Raw genomic sequence first — 17,309 nt, 5'->3', positions numbered from 1 at the left:
GTCAGAGAAGCCGAACCAAATAGTTGGTCAGCATTCGGATGTCGCTCGGGGTGTTCTGGAGACCGTTCCACCGGCGACGGTCGTCCTCACCAAAGTTCCACGTGCCAGTGGTCCACGCGCAGGTCGGTGCGAGTGCCATGATTCTCCGCCGAATGTCCAAACCGGCAAGTTCGGCGACCGGCAACCCGTCCGTCAGCGAGTCCATGATGTATCCAAGCGATTGGATACCAACGCCGTGGGTCAGTCGCGACTTCCGTGGGGCAAGTTCCCAGGCCTCTGGGAACACACTACGGACTTGCGCCCAGTAGTAGTTCAGATGCGCGACCATCTGCTCGACGTCCCCAGTTCCCGTCATGGGGTCGCGATATTGGTATAGGGCGCCGTCGTAGAGGCTGTTCTCGATCATCTTGATGACGCTGTTGTCTTTGATGTAGCCATCAGGCATCGTCGGCGTGGCTACCCGACCAGCGAATGGGCCGGGCCCGTCAAGTCCGTGACCAGAGTTCAATGCGATCATCACGGCCGCTGGCAATTGCTTCTTCGCGTAGGCCGCAGGGAGATGGCCGATCGTGTCGGGAAGAAGTTCGTGAATCAACCCTTTGGGGAGTGGCTTTGTGTTGTTGACCAGGATGAATTGGGAACGTTGTTCTTCCTCGTTCCTAGCGATGAAGCCAACCGCCGCCATTGGAAACTCGCCGAGGTCGGCGTCCCTGATCGCCGCACTACGCTGCTGCCCATCGACCAACCAGGCAGGTTTGTCCGCCTCATCCTCAGATTCGTCGACTGGGATGATGAGTTGGCCGAACGTTGAATAGGCAACGCTAGATACATCCGAGGTTGGCTCGAATCGAACACGAGAATCGAATGCCAACACGATCGCGTTCGGGAGCAGAGGTTGATCAGACTCCAGGTAGCTGCGAATCGCCTTGATGTGGCTCAACACTTCTGGGCGTTGGTATCCCTGGAGTTTCTCGCCTTCTCGGTGTACTCGAGATATGGAAGCAAAGTCATGGACGCGCTTGCCATCTACTCCGAAGCAGTACACATACTGTGACCCTTGCCGGATCCGAACTGCCGGGAGTTGAAGAACGTAGCGGTCGGCCATGTCTTACCTTTCACGTTCGTGCGATGCGAGAGATTCCATCTTCTTCGCCAGGACCGACAGGTTGTGGAAGCCCCGGCGCTTGTTGCGTTCTGTCCCGCGGAAAATCGCGATCTCGATGCCGAGATCTTTGCAGAGTGAGCAGGGACACGTGGCCCACGGCGCGGCGCGTAGCGTGCGCTCATACTGCTCGAGGTATCCAGGCTTTGCGTTGCAGAGTGAGTCGTAGTCCGAGAGACGGCTCAGTACCAGTTCGAGGGATACTTCGGAACCGTCGTACGCCCGTAGTGCCGCAAGGCACTCGCGTTCAGAACGCACGGCTTCGCGCTGATTGACCTTGCCCGCAAGGATGGCGCGTTTGAGGCTCGGATTGCCATCGACTTGAGGTACACGAATCGCCACGAAGGTGTCACTGACGGTATGGAAATTCTTCCGGCTATCCATGAAGGATTGCCGAAACGCAGAAGTGCTATCGAAACTTGTGACGCCGTGCTCTTCGAATTCATTCATCGAATCGATTCGAGTGATCCCGAGGAGGTGCAACTCGGTTGTTGGAATTCGAATCTCATCGATCGCCGATAAGCAGTCCAAGATCTCGTGGGTCTTCAATGGGACCATTCCGCCGAGGGCGATTCGGGTATAGCCCATCGATTGGAGGCGGGCAACGCTGTCCGCGTAGCTTGCGGGGCTCCAACCCTGTGCAGCACCAACTGGAGCCACTCGCGACTTTCGGCGAATGCAAATTTCAAGGAACTCCTCGGCAAGTGACAGGGTCAGTTGGCGCCGGGCCGCCCATGCAGGATTCGCATCGGCTTCGGCCAATTCCTTCTCATAGCCAAAAATGATGTGGTCAACACTGATGCCGGCGTCGAAGCCGCACTCCTCGTAAAAGTCGAGAGTCTCGGCGGGAGTGACCGGCGGAATCTCTTCGTCGACGTAGTTGAAAGCGCCGTTGTCTCCCAAAGTGAGAGTGGTGTCGGGGAGGCGAAAAAACCCGCGGACACCGAGACGATGGAGTCGCGCGCGCTGAGCGGTCGTGTACTTTCCGGAGCCAGCAATCGAGCCGTCGACAATTGATTTGCTCACGAGAATCCCGTGGTAGGGAGTCGTTCCGAGCACCTCGTGTGCGTACAGATCGTCCCGCTGACGCACTCTCAGCGGGGAGTATTCGTCGCGCAGAAAGTCGTAGGTCGGGCTGACGAGATCCTGGCTGTCAGGGAAGTAGAACTTCAACTCCTTGCCGCCCGGTTTGTCACGTAGATGCGGGCAAGTAAGTTCGATAACGCACTGATATGTCGCGGCGTATTCTGCAGTTCGTTCCAGGGGAGATGCAATTCTTCCCACGTTCCTTCAGTCCAATGGCATTCTCCGGCGACGAGTTTCAGTTCGGCCGCAGCGGCATCGACCGCGCCGTCCGCTCGAGCGTCGACATGCGCCATGACTCGCTCCATGAGGCGGCCCATCGCGCGGATTCCCACGCCGCCCATGAGTTTGGACTTGCCCGCCGGCTGTCCCCAGGCATGCGGGAAAGTTTGCTCGACAGCCTTCCAGTAGGTGAGGAGGACGGCGCGGATGCCCTCGGTGTCGGTCGTGCCAGCGGCAATATTTCGGTACGGGAACAGGACGCCTGAAGGCGACTCAAGCGATTCTTTCAGAGCCTCTACCAGCCCTGTGTCGGTTACGACTGCCCTCCTCCGCTGCTCTTGGTCCGATGATGCGCGTTTGACGAGACTGAAAAAGGGCGACTCTTGGTCCTGATTCAACATGTCGACGAGCGCCGAAGGCAGCTTGCGAGTAGACATCTTGATGGACGGTACGTTCACGATCTCAGGTAGAAGCTCTGTCACCAGATTGGACGGTAAAGGGGAGACCGTGTTGACCCTCAGGAATTGCTCACGTTGCAACTCAAGGGAGTTCGCCACGAAGCCGGCAATCGGAACTGGTAGTCGCCGGTTCTTTGTCCTCGCCAGAGCGAGGCTTCGCTGCTGGCCGTCGACGATCCAGGCCGGCCGTGCACCGTTCGGTCCGTGGGCTAGCGGTATCTCAAGGGTGCCTGAAACGGCCAGGCCGTCGCTAGCGCCCGGCCCCCGGCTTGACCGGAATCGGACATCGGATGGGAGCGCCAAGATCAGGCCGTTGGGAAAGAGGACATCCGCACTGTCCAAATAGTCCTGGATCTGCTTCACGTGGCGCTGCTTCTCCGGCCGCTGATAGCCGAGCAGCTTTCCGGCCGCATCTCGGCTGATCCGTGCCACATCCGCTATGAGGTCGATTTCTTCAGCAGCGAGAGCGAAGAGATAGAGCGGCATCGTGTCGGACTGGAGGATTCTCAGCGCGCGACGTTCGATCATGTCTTGAGTCATCGTGCGCCTCCGACCAAAGCGAATAACCTGGCGAACCGGTTCTGCTCACACGCCAAGCCTGCCCGCCTTAGCGTACGAAGTGCGGCTGTGCGCGAAATGAGCGGCTCATTGCGAATCACCTTCGCTATCCATCCCTTGATCTCGTTGTCGCTCTGCGGAGTTCGGTCGTAGGTTTCGAGTTTCGAAGCGGCCCTCGACCATTCCTGCCATCGAACTTGGGATTGCTCGCTGAAGATGTCTTCCCGGTCGCACAGTTCCACCCATTTGATCGCCGACCGGAGGTTTAGGGTCATCGCGGTGCCGCCCAGGGCTGAACGGAGCGTCATGTCGGCTGCAATCCGGGGCCCAATGCTTGCTGCGTCGTGGCCCCCGAACGTCAGGACGTTGTCACGGCTACGAAGTGCCGCGAGGCTCGGGCCCATTGCGCGTGCGTAGGCATTCGAGAGGACCAGAAGAGTGGGACCATCAAGGGCTGCATCGATAGAAAGAGCGGAAGTCGACGCCTGTAGGCCGCTCCACCATTCCGCCAACTGGGTGGAGTCGGTACCGACCGTGTCGACGTTTCCCGAACTGAATGTGGCTGAGTAGGGTGCGGCACTGCTGTCAATGTCCCGCAAACCCAGTCCGGCTGACGCAACGAGCACTCGAACCCTTTGGGCGGTCCTGAGTGCCGACGCCTCAAGGCTCAATGCCTGACGCCAACTGTCTCCGCGGTAGAGGTCGCGCAGCCTGAAGCGCGGAGGCGTCGAATCGATACGATCGACCCACTGACCGACACGCTCTCCCATTGAGGAGCCGGTGAGACTCTGGACGGTCAGTTCGGGGCTGGGCTTCATGGCCTTGCGATCCGTGCAGGTGACGACAACTGTCAGGGTCTCGAGCATCGTCACCCCTCCGTGGCAAAAACTGTCAGTGTGTCGTGGTTACTCTAGCCTGCAGTTTCGACATAGGCTTCAGGCAAGCCGAAACGCTCGACCGCCGTCCGAATTAGGAGCCTCATGAAGCCCAAAGCAATCGTTCTTCTGAGCGGTGGCCTTGACTCGTCCACTGTCCTTGCTCACGCATTGAACGAAGGCTACGACGTGAAGGCGCTGAGTTTCCGCTACGGGCAACGTCACGCGATCGAGTTGAAGGCGGCAGAACGCGTCGCGAAGGCCTTTGAAGTGACGGAGCATGTCGTGTGCGACATCGATCTTGGTGTGTTCGGTGGGTCAGCACTCACTGCAGATATCGAGGTTCCAAAGCACGAGAGTGCTGAGGAACTCAATAGCGACATCCCTGTGACTTACGTGCCGGCGCGCAACACGGTATTTCTGTCGTTTGCTCTCGCCTTCGCGGAGGTGTCCGGGGCCAACGACATCTTCATCGGCGTCAGCGCACTCGACTATTCCGGCTACCCCGACTGCCGTCCTGAGTTCATTGAGGCCTTCGAACGTATGGCGAACCTTGCAACCAAAGCCGGCGTTGAGGGTAGCGGCATCCGGATCAAGACACCATTGATCAATTTGACCAAGGCACAGACGGTCGAGATGGGTCTGCGCCTCGGGGTCGACTACTCACTGACTTCTACTTGCTACGACCCCGCCGCAGACGGCACGCCCTGCGGCCAATGCGACTCGTGCCATCTTCGAATCAAGGGTTTTGAAGAACTCGGCCTTAAAGCCCCCCTCGTGTATCGGTGACTAGATGACCTACAAGGTGAAAGAGATCTTCTACACACTCCAGGGCGAGGGTAGCCATGCTGGCCGACCGGCCGTGTTCTGTCGGTTTAGCCTCTGCAACCTCTGGACAGGGCATGAGAAAGATCGTCATCGCGCCATCTGCCAGTTCTGCGATACCGACTTTGTCGGAACAGACGGACCTGGGGGAGGGCGTTTCGAGACGGCAGATGATCTTGCAGACGCCGTTGAACAAGCATGGCCTAGCACCGAGCGCGACTATCGGATGGTCGTATGCACCGGAGGAGAACCGCTCCTGCAGTTGGATGAGGCCGCCGTGGGTGCGTTGCACGCGCGCGGGTTCTATGTAGCCGTCGAAACCAACGGAACCCAGGTCCCGCCGACGGGCATCGACTGGCTATGTGTGAGTCCGAAGGTTGGGGCGGACCTGGTGGTCACCGGGGGCGACGAGATCAAGTTCGTCTACCCGCAGGGCGGGGTGGATCCGAAAGACTTCGAATCGCTCGCCTTTGCAAACTGGCGACTGCAACCGATGGACAATCCTGAATCCGCCCGCAACACGGAACTGGCTGTCCAATACTGCCTAGACAACCCTCGCTGGCAGATCAGTCTTCAGACGCACAAGATGATGGGAATACCTTAATGGCAGTGTCCGAGATCTTCCGCGAGTTCACATTTGAAGCAGCGCACAGGTTGCCCAATGTTCCCGAGGGTCATAAGTGTTCGAGGTTGCACGGGCATTCCTACCGCGTGCAGGTTCACGTCACCGGTCCAGTGGGTCCGGAGACCGGCTGGGTTCGTGATTTTGGTGAAATCAAGGCCGCCTTCAAACCGCTTGAAGATTGCCTGGATCACTACTACCTCAACGAACTCGATGGTCTAGAGAACCCAACCAGCGAGGTCCTTGCTAAGTGGATTTGGGACCGCCTCGTTGTCGAGTTGCCTGATCTTTCTGCGATTCAAGTTCGCGAAACATGCACATCCGGGTGCGTCTACCGTGGCGAATGAGTCGTCATTGATTGACATCCAGGACCAGGCCGATCTCCGGGGGGTCGCGATCGACCGCGTTGGCATTTCTGAACTTCGGCATCCAACGTCCTTTCGCGACGGCGAGATCGAACAGTTTGGAATGGGCACGTTCTCGATTCACGTGGGGCTACCTGAAGATCGCCGCGGGACCCACATGAGCCGGATGGTGGAGTTGGTCGCCGATCACCTAAGTGTCCTAGATCCGCGCGGATTGCCGGTCTTCTTGAAGGAGGCATCCGGGAAGCTCGACGTCAGGTCAGCGCGGATTGAGGCATCGATGGCTCTGGCAATCGAGGTCGTCTCTCCTGCGACGAGGCGCACTAGTTGGCAGCCGTTCGATATCCTGTTGGCGGCCGAGGTGTCCGAGGACGCAGTGACAACGATGTCGACTGTCACGACAGCAGTGACGAGCCTTTGTCCGTGCAGCAAGGCGATTAGTGACTACGGCGCACACAATCAGCGAAGTGTAATTGCGCTGCTCGTCGAAGGGACCGGGGACTCGCCGTACCCCCTTACGGTCAGTCAGGCTTTTGCATTGATCCGTCGCTCCGGCTCCAGTCCTGTGTTTCCGCTGATCAAGCGCCCAGACGAACGCGCGGTCACAATGGCCGCGTTCGACAAACCGGCTTTCGTCGAGGACATTGTCCGAGATGTCTCGCTGGAGTGCCGTGCCGCTGGAGTCCCGCACAGAGTCGAAGTCGCGAATATTGAGAGCATTCACAGTCATGATGCGACCGCCTCGCTTTCCTGGGGCATCACGAACCGTTGATAGGTGCGTCGATGGCAGGCGCGCAGACGCTTGAACGATGCCACTCGGTCGCGGTCCTTGCAGGAGTTCCGCTCGGCTAGTCCGCCGCGCCATCAGCCGCCGGTCCTAGCGTTGCACTGCGGACCGCCGCGAGGATCGGCAGCGAAGCCCGCGATCCGCCGCAGATCGATCGAGCGGAGGCCTGATTCGGTACACGGCGAGATGGCCAGCGAGGGTGAACTAACTGAGTCGTGGAGCCAAGCGGCTTGGATCTCGGTGATGTCGTCGTCCGTCCAGATGATCGGACGTGACTCTCTAGCGATGCAGGCGGCGACGATCTCCGCCTTCCACCAACCCTCACTGTCGTACATCTCATATGCGGTGAAGTCGTCAAGGCCCACCGCCGGTGCGAACGACGTACGAGCGTCCGGGCCCCATGTCGTGAGCCAGCGAATCTCCGCGAGGCCACCGCGGTGAACCATGTTGATGAAGTCGACGATCTCAGAGGAGTAGTGGATCGGCCAGGTTGTCCCGGCGGTCGTCGCTTCCGTGCGCGTGAGATGGGTCGGCAGATCGATGCCGGCTGCGTTGACGACACCATCGATGTCGAGGAACCAGATGGGCGTTGTCATGCGTCGGGCTCCCAACGCTGTGCCCCTGTCGTGGCCCCGCGTCCTAGCCGCGGGTCAGCTTGCTCGCCAGGAGCGTTGCTGAATCCACCATGAACGGGATTCCCTGGCCGCCGAAGACGATGTAGCCCTGGTTGCGCAGCCTTGTGGCGGTGCGTCGTTCGGCCTTCAAGGAATTCTCCCTGCTCAGGAAGGCCGACTTCGGGGCAAGGTCGGGACGCAAGTGCCGTCCGTACTGGTGCACTTTGCGTGCGGCCTTGTGACCGGACATGTGCTTCGCAAAGCGTAATTCGGACAGGAGTGACGTCTCGCCGACGTACACCACGCCCTTGGCGGAGACCCTCCTCGATGCCTCTGGCTCGAGCTCGACGACATAGACCCACCACTCGCGTATCCGTTTGCTCACCTGCATTGCCTCCGCTCTTCCCTTGGGGGGGCATTGTGTGCTGTCGCAAGGTCACCACGTGATGAGCGAGCGAGTCTCGGCGGATCACGCCGTCAATGACGAGGAACCAGACCGGTGTGCTCATGGTGCAGGCTCGTCGAAATGCGCGTCACCCATGAAGTTGCCCATCCCGCGGCAGGTCGTCAGCGGTTCGAGGTCGAGCATCGAGATGAGTTGGGCCAGAGCCTCGGCGATCGGCGTGACGGCTGCCTCCACCAGTGCGCCGGAGTCGTCGACGTACAGGTCACGCCTGAGCTCGACCATGAAGGCCCGCACCCCGTGGCTCGCGCCGTAGTGCTTGAGCGGCACATAGCAACCGGCGAACGGCGAGTCGAGGCCGACGTCGAAGCCGCCGAGGCCCTCGCGGACGATTTCGACGAGCGATTCGGGCGTGTGGAACGGGTCGGTGCCGATGCAGATCTCCGGGCGTGGCCCGTCGGTGTGCAGCTCGTACGGATTGGCGACCAGTGGGTAGGAGTGCAGGTCGATGATCAGGGCCGAACCGACCTTGGCGAGTCGCTCGTCGACGAGATCGGTGAGCGCGGTCGCGTACGGGTCGAAATACGTGCGGATCAGCTCGTCGGCCTCCAGCTCGTCGTCGTCCCGCAGCGGTGAGCCGTCCGAGGTGCGGGTGTAGACCGCGCCCATGCCGACCGCGTTCATCTCCTCGCGGGCGTCGGGGGAGCGTTCGGGGTCGATGACCAGCCGGGACAGCTCGTTGACGACGATCCACGGCCGATGGAGAGTCGTGTCGGCGATCCGCTGGGCGATGAAGTCGGTGAAGGCGTCGGTCATGGCGTCGAGCTCGCGCTCCAGCGCGGCGTCGTTCAGGAGGATCTGGTCCCGGACCTCCGCGGGGATGAGCCGTGACGCGTGGGGGACGTGGATGATGACGCCGGACCACTCGTGACCGGGGTAGACGCTGACGTGCTGCTGGCGCAGCTCCTTCTCGGCTTCTGCGGCGAGCCGCAGCACCGTCGTGACGTCCGTCGGGAAGGTGATGGCGATGCCGACGGTGTCGACGACCAGGAACGTCTCGTCAGGGCCCCGGTCATCGATGGTCACGCTGCGGCCGTCGTCGATGTCGGCCGCTTCGTCGATGGCCCACGCGAGGTCTTGGATCGACGTGACGCCGAAGGCCGCCAGCAGGCCGTCGAGGTCGTGGATGGGGCCGGTCATGAGGATCTTCTCGCGGGTGGTGTCGGCGCACATGTGGCGCTCACGCGGACGGCCGACGCCGGTCGCGGGTGCGGGAGTTGTGGGCCAGGCTCGCGGTCATCGACTTGCCGATGAACGCGACGCCGTCGGACGTGGGCGCGTCCAGCCGGGCGAGCGCGTCCCCGATGAACGCCAGATCCGCCTCGAACTCCGAACGCCGGTTGCGCGGCACCTCCGGCAGATGGCGCCGGATGGTGCGCAGCGCCCGGGCGTAGCGGCGACGTGCGGCCTCGAGGTCGCCGTACTGCAGCGCGTCGGTGGCGCGACGCTTGTGCCGCTGGACCCCCTGGAACACGACCTCGGCCATGACGTCGCGGTCGACCTTGCCGGGCCGGTCGTCGGGGCCGGCGATGTGCGCCCAGACGGTGTGCGACACGGCGTGATCGGTCAGGTCGTCGGCCAGCACGTACGTGAAGCGCACCCCGGCGACCTTGCGGCGACCGGGCTTGGGGGCCCGCTTGGGGTCGAACTGCAGGACCAGGCTCTTGGTCTGCTCGGGTGAGAAGCTGCCGAGCTCGATCTGCACGCCGCCCTCGACCTCGCGGCTGGCGACCTCGTTGAGGACGCGGACCTCGCGGACGCCGTTGCCGAGCGCCACGGTGAGCCGGCAGGACAGAAAACGCTGTCCGAGCAGCTCGCCGCACTCGGCGCCGATCGCAGCGGCGGCGGCGTCGGCCTCCTGGGCGAAGTGCTCGTTGCCGGAGCCCTGGCGGGCGATCTCGTCGAGCACGGTCTCGTCGTAGCCCAGACCCATGCCCAGCGTCGAGGTCGTGATGCGGTGTTCGAGGAACTCGGCGGTGCGACGGCCCAGCACGACAGGATCGGTGACGCCCGCGTTGGCATGGCCGTCGCTGACCAGCAGCACCCGGACACCCTCCAGCGCCTCGATCCGACGCGCCTCCTTGAGGCCGCGGACCAGGCCGGCCGACAGGTCGGTCATGCCGCGGGCCGCGACGGCGTTGATGCGGCGCTTGACGGCATCGCGGTCGATGACGGGTCCGGCGGGCACCGGCACCTCGACCTGGTCGTCGAACGTCACGAGACCGAAGGTGTCACCGGGCGCCAGCTGGTCGACGACGGCACACAGTGCCTTCTTGGCCTGTTCGATGCGCGCGCCTCCCATCGAACCGCTGCGGTCGAGGACGACCACGAGGTTGGTGGGGACGGTGCGCTCCTGGTGGGGGAGAGCGGGGGCGGTGACCTCCACCAGCATCGACGCGCGGTCGGATGAGGTGAGGTCGCGGGACATCCAGGTGAAGCGGTCCCGGTCGAGGCGAGTGTTGAGTTCCATTCTCGGCTCCTTTCGTCTAGGCTTGTGCAAGCAGCATAATGCATCAAGCATAGATTATGCAAGGAGAATCTTCCATGAACTCGCTTCCACCGTTCGCGAGAGTCATCAAGGAGCAGCGCGACCGGCTGCACATGTCCCGCTCACAGCTGGCCGAGGCGGCCGAGCTGTCCTACCCCTACATCTCCCAGTTGGAGACCGGTCTGCGCAAGCCGTCCCGCAATGCCGCCCGCGCGATCGCCGGCGCGCTCGGGATCAGCGTCGAGGACCTCGAACGGACGATCCCGGGGGACACCAAGAATCTCGAAGAAGTGCGGCAAGCCGAGGCGTTTTCGGACTCCTTGTTGAGCGGGGGCTCTCGATCGAGAGCCGACGGTGCGCAGCCCATGCCACTGGCCATGGTGGCCGATGGCGGGGGTGCTCCGGGGTCTCGCGACGAGCTGATCGGCGACATGATCGACCTGCTCGAGGAGTTTGACTCCGCCGATCGGTTGGACGTCCTGGCCGAGGTCCAAAAGCGCGCGATGCAGCGCATGATGGACCAGCGCGATCGCTGATCACCACTCACCAAATCAATGCTGTTTGTATAAAAATGTCCGACTTGATCCGTAGCGTCGACCTCCATGACACGCGATGGGGAGGACGGGCACATGGGCACGTACGAGGAAGAGGTGGTCGACCGCAGCGTCGACGCCGCCTGGCTGCAGCTGCGGGTGCGGCTCGCCGATCACCTCGCGGCCCTGCCCGTGGGCCACGCGTTCTCCCTGGTCGTCGACCGGCACGCCGGCGCCTACTCGACGCACATCGTGCTCTCCAAGCGCACCGACGAGACGCAGGTGCAGGTCAAGCAGGACGTGACCGGCAGCCTCAAGCGATACTCGGCGCCCGGCTTCTCCCGCGCCGGCTTCCGCGGGGGAGCGCTACGCGTCGACAACGCCGAGGTCGACGCGATCGCCCTGGCGATCACCTCGCTGCTGCGCGACGCGCTGGCGGTGGTGCATCCCGCATTCGTGGAGGTCCACGACCCGGCCGGTCTGGTGCTGGTCGATCCGCCCCGGCAGCTCGTCGCGCCCCGGCCGCCGACGGCGTTCGACGGGGAGATGCCCACGGTCGTCGAGCCCGGGTCATACGACGAGCTGTGCGACTGGGTCGACCGCGTGCTCCTGCCGATGGCGCAGGACGGCGAGCGGGAGCGCGGCGCCTTCATCCCGCTGCGCGGCAAGGGGGTCCAGGCCTGGGTGCGGGTTGCGACGACCGACCCGGTCGTGGAGGTGTGGGCGCACCTGGCCTCCGGCATCGACCTGGCCAAGGCGCACGCCCGACTGGCCGGGCTGGCCGCGGAGCACCGCTACTTCCGTTTCCTCATCCAGAAGGACCGCCTTTACGCCGTCGCGACGGTCCAGGCCGCACCCTTCGCACCGCGGCACCTCACACGTACGGCGATGAGGGCTGCTGCGTTGTCGCGCACCCTCGGACCCGAGCTCACTCGCGAGCTCGCCCCCCATGAGACGGTGCGCAAAGCACCGCGGGTGCCCGCTCCTCGACCCATCCGTGTGGATCCGGTCCTGACGGCGATGTTGACCGCGACCGACCTCGACGCGGCCGGCCTGGTCGCGCTGGCCGTGACATTGTCCGACCGCGACGCCGACCAACTCGACCGGTGGAAGAACATCGCCGCCCGGTCGTACGCCATGTCCGCCCGGGCCTGTGAGGTCGCGGAGAACGCCGACGAGCTCGAGCTCGGCCGGCTGCACTACCGAGCCAAGTGCCGCTGGCAACGCGTCATGCGCGCCCTCGGCGACGCAATGGATGCGGCCCAGGTCCAGGAATCTGCGTCATGAGCCGCGGCGCGCCGCCTGTACGCACGCGATCGACGACCAACCCTGACAGGATCTGTGACATGCCGACTCCCATGTTGTGGCCCGAGCAGCCCAAGTTCGCCAGCGGCGCCGAGCAGCGGGTCTGGACCGCCCTGCGCGATCAGCTCGGCGACGACGACCTGCTGATCGCCAACCAGCGCTTCACCGACCACGAGCGCGACTATGAGCTCGACATCGCGGTCGTCTTCGACGGTCTGGGCGTCGTGGTGCTGGAGATCAAGGGCGGCCAGGTGTGGGTCGAGAACGGGTCCTGGTTCCAGCGGCTGCCCGAGGGCATCAAGCGGCGCGACCCGGTCGAGCAGGCCATGAAGGCCAAGCACATCCTCAAGCGCTGGGTCGAGGACTCGATGGCGTGGGCGGGCAAGCGGCCCATCCTGTGGGCGCACGGCATCGTGCTGCCCAATGTGAGGCTCGAGCCGCAGTTCGACATGCCCGACTGCCACCGCTGGATGGCGGTCGACCGCGACGACATGGCCGACATCGTCAGCCGCCTGCGCAACATGCTGACGATGCAGGAGCGCGAGGCGAGGGCGTGCGACGGCAACGACATCGTCGCGATCTATGAAGCGTTGCAGGGACGGTTCCTGCCGCAGCGCATCTCCGTGACCGTGCCGGCCGACAGCGTCACCGACCTGGTCGCCGAGCACGACGACGTCATCGAGCGACTCAGCCTCGAGCAGTCACGCATCCTGGACTTCATCGCCAACGTCGACCAGGTCGAGATCCGCGGGGGAGCCGGCAGCGGAAAGACCTGGCTCGCGGTCGAGCAGGCGCGCCGCCTCGCCAAAGATGGCCAACGGGTCGCACTGATGAGCTATTCGCGTGGCCTGTCGGTGTGGATGAAGCGCCGGCTCAGCACGTTCGGGCACAAGGAGCAGCCGGCGTACGTCGGGACGTTCCACGGACTCGGCGCCGAGTGGGGCGCGACCGAGGGCAGCGACAACGACTCGGACTTCTGGGAGAACCGCCTGCCGCTGGAGATGCTCGAGCTGGTCCGCGGCCGCGAGTGGGGCGACCTGTTCGACGCGATCGTCATCGATGAGGCGCAGGACTTCGCCGACTCCTGGTGGCCCGTCGTGCTGGAGGCGCTCAAGTATGAGGACAGCGGCCTCTACGTCTTCACCGACGAGGGGCAGCGCATCTTCCAGCGCTTCGGCGACTCACCCGCCGGGCTCGTGCCGCTGATCCTGGACCGCAACCTGCGCAACACCAAGCAGATCTCTCAGGCGTTCTCACCGATGGCACCCAACCGGCTCCGGGTCAGCCAGCACGAGGGCGAGGACGTGCGTTTCGTCGAGTGCGAGCACGACGTCGCGCTCGACCGCGCCGACGACATGGTCGACCGGCTGATCGACGAGGGCTGGCAGCCGTCCGACATCGCGGTGCTGACGACCGGGCCGCGTCACCCCGAGCAGAAGGCGCGGCAGGAGGCCGGCTGGGAGGCGTACTGGGACTCGTTCTGGGACAAGGACCAGGTCTTCTATGGCCACGTCTCGGGTTTCAAGGGCCTCGAACGCCCCGCGGTGATCCTCGCCGTCAACGAGCAGCCGGGTCGTGACCGGGCCACCGAGCGGCTGTACGTCGGACTGTCCCGGGCGCGCGACCTGTTGGTCGTGTGCGGCGACCCCGAGCACGTCGAAGCCGCGGCGGGTCCCGATGTGCTGAAGCGGCTGCGCGGGAAGAAGTGAGCGTGATCTGATGGCGACCGTCCGCAAGGTCACCACCCCGGACGATGCTCGACGTCTCGCCGAGCACCTGCTGAGCAGCGCACGGAAGCTGCCGAGCGTCGTGGTCACTGCGGGCAGCGGTGCGGCCGAGGGCCTGATCTCGGCCGAGGCGGTCGCCGACGACGTCGGCGAGCTTGCCGAGGTCTGGTGGATGCCGACAGGCGATGCCACGTGGGCATTCACAGCAGTGATGCCGGACCTCACCCAGGTCTTCGGCGATGCCGCACGGGTCTACTCGCTGGATGAGAGCTGGCAGACGAACCCATACGCGTCCAAGCTGTACATGTGCGGGACACAAGCGCGTGCGCGTCAGATCGAGGAGGACTTGGTCACCGACGCGATGGCCTCTGCAGCCCGGGCCGGTCTGCTCACCGCTCGCACCGCTGAGTCGCGCATCGTGTCCGGGACGGTCAGGGGCTTCCCTGCGCCAGGCCGGGCGATGGTGCGCGGTGACTTCGGCTTTGCCACCATCCGATCCGAGCTCGTCCCGGGCGGGGTGTCCATCGAACGGCTGCTCGAGATCGGCATGGTCGTCTCCGGTCGCCTCGACACGCGGGACAAGTTGCTCGACATCAGCCCCTCCGTGCGAGAAGCCGATGTTGCGCTGGCTGACTTCGCGATCGGCGATGTCATTCTGGCCCGCGTCCGGACAGTCGGTCGCAGAATTGTCGCCGTGGAGATTCACCCCGAGAAGGTGGTTGAAATCCGGGTCGGCCAGGTCACTGGTGAATCGAGTGACGATCTCCACGACCTGATGAGCGTCGGAGAGGTTGTCGTCGCCAGGGTCGAGCACACCAGTCCTTGGCAGCTTTCGATGCTGGACATCGCCGAGGAAACCGTCGCGGTCGCGTGTGGCTTGATCGAGGGTGGACCTGGGTGGCTGGAGCCGGCCCAGGCCGTGGAGCAGGGCGACGAGCTGGCCGACCAGGCCGATGCGCGCGCGAACGCGGTCCCGCCGGACCCACCTCCTGCCGTGCCAGTGATGCGGGAGCCAGAACCCCAGGTCCCGGTGGCGCCCGGTCCCAATGCGCATCGGACCACGGTTCTCAACGAGGCCTACCAACGCGAGCGCCGCATGGTCGACTCCCTGCGCGGGGAGATCGACCAGATCAGCCGCACCATGGAGGCGCTCGACGCCGAAGTAGTCCGCTCGCGACGCACCATCGAGCAGCTCAAGACCCGCCAGCGCGAGATCCTCAAGAAGGCTCGCAGACATGGGGCGGACACTCCGACGCACCAAGCAGAGCAGTTCGCTGATCCTGAGCAGCAGCTCCGGCATGAGGTCTATCTTGCCTGGGTGGCCAAGATCCCCGCCGGGGAGAAGGCCGCGCAGCCTTTGCCAGTCGACTGGCAAGTTGGGCCCGATTTTTACGCGTCTCGTGCTCAGATGCCGGCTGATGTGCAGGAGAAGGTTCCAGTCGTGGTGGTCGAAATCTTGCTGGGAATCGCCGAGCGGTCGGCTGGGCGCGAGCTGCACCGGTTGCGGGTCGGGATGGGTGGGGAGGACGCGGTGACCAAGCGAGCGGACGGGGCAGTCTGTTGGCGCGTGGCGGTTCAACGCAACACGCCCTCGGCAGCAAGGCTGCACTTCTGGCGCTGCGCCGGGTCGTCGATCGAGCTTTCGCGCGTCGTCCGCCACGACGACATGCAGCCGTAGGGCCGAACAAACCTCAGCAGATGCGCACCGCCCGGACGACATCTTCGGCGCGAATCTCGTGCACCGTGGCCTGGATCGCGTCCCGCGGCGGCCATGAGGACTGGTCGAAAATCGCGGTCCACGAAGACTCCGCCTGCTGACGGAGGTCGTCGGGCCAGACCTTGACCGGCTCGTGTGTGAGGCCCGCCGCCTCGCGACGATCGAAGAAGGCGTCGTAGATCGGGTCGACTCGACGGTCGTACGCGTCGTCATCCTCGCCCGGACGTCCCTCGACGTGGATCATCCGGTTGAGCACACAGTGCCAGTCACCGAAGTGGGAGAGCAGCACGCGGTCGCGGGGCAGGTCGACGGACAGGAGCACTTCGCCACGCGCTTCCGGGCAGTCGGGCGTGAGATCGCGGCGGCGGATCTGGGCCCACGACCAGATGATCCCTTCGCCCGTCGTGGGGAGTCGCCGGGCCATCTGTTCGTGCATCCAGCTGTAGCTCTCGGCGAAGTCGTGGTCGGCCGGCCAGCGCGGGGGACGGTGCACACCTTTGGTCTCGAGATCCCGGAGGACTGCCGCATGCTGCAGGGTGTGCAACCGGATGCGTCCCGACTCCTCGGGCAGGCGGAGGCTGCGCGCCGGAGCCGCGAGCCGGGCGGGCAGCGCACGCACTCGATTCACACTCCCAACTCCACTCACGGTCCTCACGTCAAGGATTCCCACGGACATCGCCCCCGATGTGGTCGGTGACGACGGCCCCTGGACCGCCACCACCGACCGGTCTTGTCAGAACGTGTCGTTGATCGTGATCTTGTCGTACTTGGCGGGCAGGTCGTCGCCGCTGAGGCACGACAAGGTCGTCGTCTGACCAACGGCGACGGGCTCGGTGGTGCAGTCGGTGAGGGCCAGCACCTCGGAGCCCTTCATGAACTTGATCTCCACCAGCGCCGAGTCCTTGTCGTCCCGGTTGTTCGTCACCTTGAGCTTGGTGATGTCGAACCCGAACTCGTTGTCGACGACCTTCCAGCCAGCCGCATAGTCAAAGCCCGACACCGAGAACGCCTTGCCCTCGGAGATCGTGAGCGGGTTGTCGGGGCCGCCGGGCTCGCTGTCCTTGGCGACCTCCTTGTCGATCGACTTGCTGACCTCGTTGGCGGCCGAGCCGATCAGGGCCATGCAGCCGCCGACGAACAGCACGAAGACGGCCACAAGGCCGAGCAGCACGTTGCGGACGGTGTGCTTCTTCTTCGGTGGGGCTGCCATCGCGACCTGTCCGGGTGCGGGCTGCTGAGTCTGCTCGGTCCACGCCGCGCCATCCCACCACCGCATGCTCCCGGTGGAGTCGGGATAGAACCCGGCGGGTGTGCCACTGCCGCTGGGCGGCTGCTGATCGGACATGAGACTTCCTCTCGTCATGGGCGACTGCTCTGCCACCCCCGACTGCCAGCATTGGCGCCCGGCGGGCCGAATCTGCCCCGATGGCCAACTGATGGCCACAGCGAGCCATCGAGCTGGCTCCTTCGAGTGGTTGTCGGGGACGCGACGGCTCGAATCGGGT

18 protein-coding genes are annotated in these 17,309 nt (G+C 64.0%); 8 read left to right on the top strand and 10 right to left on the bottom strand.

From position 1 onward, the window contains the following. Nucleotide 1: 1 nt before the first annotated feature. The 4 genes from dbpB (C6I20_RS08000) to C6I20_RS07985 are packed head-to-tail and all read right to left on the bottom strand — an operon-like array spanning nucleotide 2 to nucleotide 4,349. Entirely contained in the window at nucleotides 2-1,105 is a 1,104-nt protein-coding gene (gene dbpB / locus C6I20_RS08000; protein ID WP_118395472.1) for a DGQHR domain-containing protein DpdB, read from the bottom strand. Nucleotides 1,106-1,108: 3 nt separating this feature from the next. Further along, a complete protein-coding gene (gene dpdA / locus C6I20_RS07995) occupies nucleotides 1,109-2,335 on the bottom strand; it encodes a tRNA-guanine transglycosylase DpdA (protein WP_118395471.1) in 1,227 nt (408 codons plus the stop codon). Further along, a complete protein-coding gene (gene dbpB, locus C6I20_RS07990; RefSeq protein ID WP_254052298.1) occupies nucleotides 2,332-3,453 on the bottom strand; it encodes a DGQHR domain-containing protein DpdB in 1,122 nt (373 codons plus the stop codon). The genes dpdA and dbpB (C6I20_RS07990) overlap by 4 nt, the downstream gene beginning before the upstream one ends. An 8-nt stretch (nucleotides 3,454-3,461) precedes the next feature. Then, nucleotides 3,462-4,349, bottom strand: coding sequence for a hypothetical protein (locus tag C6I20_RS07985; RefSeq protein ID WP_162891210.1), 888 nt, complete (start codon nucleotides 4,347-4,349; stop codon nucleotides 3,462-3,464). Nucleotides 4,350-4,451: 102 nt separating this feature from the next. Here C6I20_RS07985 and queC point away from each other — a divergent pair, with 102 nt between their 5' ends. The 4 genes from queC to C6I20_RS07965 are packed head-to-tail and all read left to right on the top strand — an operon-like array spanning nucleotide 4,452 to nucleotide 6,942. Beyond that, entirely contained in the window at nucleotides 4,452-5,147 is a 696-nt protein-coding gene (queC, locus tag C6I20_RS07980; RefSeq protein WP_256372171.1) for a 7-cyano-7-deazaguanine synthase QueC, read from the top strand. Between the two features lie 4 nt (nucleotides 5,148-5,151). After that, nucleotides 5,152-5,787 carry a 7-carboxy-7-deazaguanine synthase gene (queE, locus tag C6I20_RS07975; protein WP_118395467.1) on the top strand — a complete coding sequence of 212 codons (636 nt, stop codon included), beginning with the start codon at nucleotides 5,152-5,154 and terminating at the stop codon, nucleotides 5,785-5,787. Then, nucleotides 5,787-6,152 (top strand): 6-carboxytetrahydropterin synthase QueD, encoded by a 366-nt coding sequence (gene queD, locus C6I20_RS07970; protein ID WP_118395466.1) that lies wholly within the window; start codon nucleotides 5,787-5,789, stop codon nucleotides 6,150-6,152. The genes queE and queD overlap by 1 nt, the downstream gene beginning before the upstream one ends. 7 nt (nucleotides 6,153-6,159) lie before the next feature. Next, complete coding sequence (locus C6I20_RS07965; RefSeq protein ID WP_118395465.1) at nucleotides 6,160-6,942, top strand: GTP cyclohydrolase I FolE2; 783 nt, start codon at nucleotides 6,160-6,162, stop codon at nucleotides 6,940-6,942. 92 nt (nucleotides 6,943-7,034) lie between these two features. On the opposite strand, the gene C6I20_RS07960 is transcribed toward C6I20_RS07965, so the two are convergent. The 4 genes from C6I20_RS07960 to C6I20_RS07945 all read right to left on the bottom strand — a co-directional run bounded on the left by C6I20_RS07960 (nucleotide 7,035) and on the right by C6I20_RS07945 (nucleotide 10,504). Further along, nucleotides 7,035-7,553, bottom strand: coding sequence for a hypothetical protein (locus C6I20_RS07960; RefSeq protein WP_118395464.1), 519 nt, complete (start codon nucleotides 7,551-7,553; stop codon nucleotides 7,035-7,037). A gap of 43 nt (nucleotides 7,554-7,596) precedes the next feature. Then, on the bottom strand, nucleotides 7,597-7,956 hold the full coding sequence (locus tag C6I20_RS07955; protein WP_162891209.1) for a hypothetical protein: 360 nt from the start codon (nucleotides 7,954-7,956) through the stop codon (nucleotides 7,597-7,599). A 120-nt stretch (nucleotides 7,957-8,076) separates the two neighbouring features. Beyond that, nucleotides 8,077-9,174 (bottom strand): N-formylglutamate amidohydrolase, encoded by a 1,098-nt coding sequence (locus tag C6I20_RS07950; protein WP_118398736.1) that lies wholly within the window; start codon nucleotides 9,172-9,174, stop codon nucleotides 8,077-8,079. A 40-nt stretch (nucleotides 9,175-9,214) separates the two neighbouring features. After that, nucleotides 9,215-10,504 (bottom strand): VWA domain-containing protein, encoded by a 1,290-nt coding sequence (locus C6I20_RS07945; RefSeq protein ID WP_162891208.1) that lies wholly within the window; start codon nucleotides 10,502-10,504, stop codon nucleotides 9,215-9,217. A gap of 74 nt (nucleotides 10,505-10,578) precedes the next feature. Here C6I20_RS07945 and C6I20_RS07940 point away from each other — a divergent pair, with 74 nt between their 5' ends. From C6I20_RS07940 to C6I20_RS07925, 4 genes are all read left to right on the top strand, one after another. Beyond that, entirely contained in the window at nucleotides 10,579-11,058 is a 480-nt protein-coding gene (locus tag C6I20_RS07940) for a helix-turn-helix domain-containing protein (protein WP_162891207.1), read from the top strand. A 66-nt stretch (nucleotides 11,059-11,124) separates the two neighbouring features. Continuing rightward, nucleotides 11,125-12,342, top strand: coding sequence for a hypothetical protein (locus C6I20_RS07935; protein WP_162891206.1), 1,218 nt, complete (start codon nucleotides 11,125-11,127; stop codon nucleotides 12,340-12,342). A gap of 59 nt (nucleotides 12,343-12,401) precedes the next feature. Further along, nucleotides 12,402-14,069 carry a nuclease-related domain-containing DEAD/DEAH box helicase gene (locus C6I20_RS07930; RefSeq protein ID WP_118395459.1) on the top strand — a complete coding sequence of 556 codons (1,668 nt, stop codon included), beginning with the start codon at nucleotides 12,402-12,404 and terminating at the stop codon, nucleotides 14,067-14,069. A gap of 10 nt (nucleotides 14,070-14,079) precedes the next feature. Beyond that, nucleotides 14,080-15,765, top strand: coding sequence for a hypothetical protein (locus tag C6I20_RS07925; protein WP_118395458.1), 1,686 nt, complete (start codon nucleotides 14,080-14,082; stop codon nucleotides 15,763-15,765). A 13-nt stretch (nucleotides 15,766-15,778) separates the two neighbouring features. Here C6I20_RS07925 and C6I20_RS07920 read toward each other — a convergent pair whose 3' ends face one another. Next, nucleotides 15,779-16,432 carry a DUF3841 domain-containing protein gene (locus C6I20_RS07920; RefSeq protein WP_162891205.1) on the bottom strand — a complete coding sequence of 218 codons (654 nt, stop codon included), beginning with the start codon at nucleotides 16,430-16,432 and terminating at the stop codon, nucleotides 15,779-15,781. A 105-nt stretch (nucleotides 16,433-16,537) separates the two neighbouring features. After that, nucleotides 16,538-17,149: a DUF2510 domain-containing protein gene (locus C6I20_RS17385; protein WP_216823032.1), complete on the bottom strand. Its 612-nt coding sequence runs from the start codon at nucleotides 17,147-17,149 to the stop codon at nucleotides 16,538-16,540. Between the last annotated feature and the right edge of the window lie 160 nt (nucleotides 17,150-17,309).

This window comes from Aeromicrobium sp. A1-2, assembly GCF_003443875.1.
In the GTDB taxonomy this organism is placed as follows: Bacteria; Actinomycetota; Actinomycetes; order Propionibacteriales; family Nocardioidaceae; genus Aeromicrobium.
This window is presented reverse-complemented; position numbering and strand designations above follow the sequence as displayed.

Excerpts from the sequence above, each read along its gene's own strand:
- C6I20_RS07960 (WP_118395464.1), bottom strand. The coding sequence starts at position 7,553 with ATGACAACGCCCATCTGGTTCCTCGACATCGATGGTGTCGTCAACGCA.
- C6I20_RS17385 (WP_216823032.1), bottom strand. The coding sequence starts at position 17,149 with ATGTCCGATCAGCAGCCGCCCAGCGGCAGTGGCACACCCGCCGGGTTC.
- C6I20_RS07930 (WP_118395459.1), top strand. The coding sequence starts at position 12,402 with ATGCCGACTCCCATGTTGTGGCCCGAGCAGCCCAAGTTCGCCAGCGGC.
- queD (WP_118395466.1), top strand. The coding sequence starts at position 5,787 with ATGGCAGTGTCCGAGATCTTCCGCGAGTTCACATTTGAAGCAGCGCAC.
- dbpB (WP_254052298.1), bottom strand. The coding sequence starts at position 3,453 with ATGATCGAACGTCGCGCGCTGAGAATCCTCCAGTCCGACACGATGCCG.
- queE (WP_118395467.1), top strand. The coding sequence starts at position 5,152 with ATGACCTACAAGGTGAAAGAGATCTTCTACACACTCCAGGGCGAGGGT.
- C6I20_RS07985 (WP_162891210.1), bottom strand. The coding sequence starts at position 4,349 with ATGCTCGAGACCCTGACAGTTGTCGTCACCTGCACGGATCGCAAGGCC.
- C6I20_RS07940 (WP_162891207.1), top strand. The coding sequence starts at position 10,579 with ATGAACTCGCTTCCACCGTTCGCGAGAGTCATCAAGGAGCAGCGCGAC.
- C6I20_RS07935 (WP_162891206.1), top strand. The coding sequence starts at position 11,125 with ATGACACGCGATGGGGAGGACGGGCACATGGGCACGTACGAGGAAGAG.
- C6I20_RS07950 (WP_118398736.1), bottom strand. The coding sequence starts at position 9,174 with ATGACCGGCCCCATCCACGACCTCGACGGCCTGCTGGCGGCCTTCGGC.
- C6I20_RS07925 (WP_118395458.1), top strand. The coding sequence starts at position 14,080 with ATGGCGACCGTCCGCAAGGTCACCACCCCGGACGATGCTCGACGTCTC.
- dbpB (WP_118395472.1), bottom strand. The coding sequence starts at position 1,105 with ATGGCCGACCGCTACGTTCTTCAACTCCCGGCAGTTCGGATCCGGCAA.
- C6I20_RS07945 (WP_162891208.1), bottom strand. The coding sequence starts at position 10,504 with ATGGAACTCAACACTCGCCTCGACCGGGACCGCTTCACCTGGATGTCC.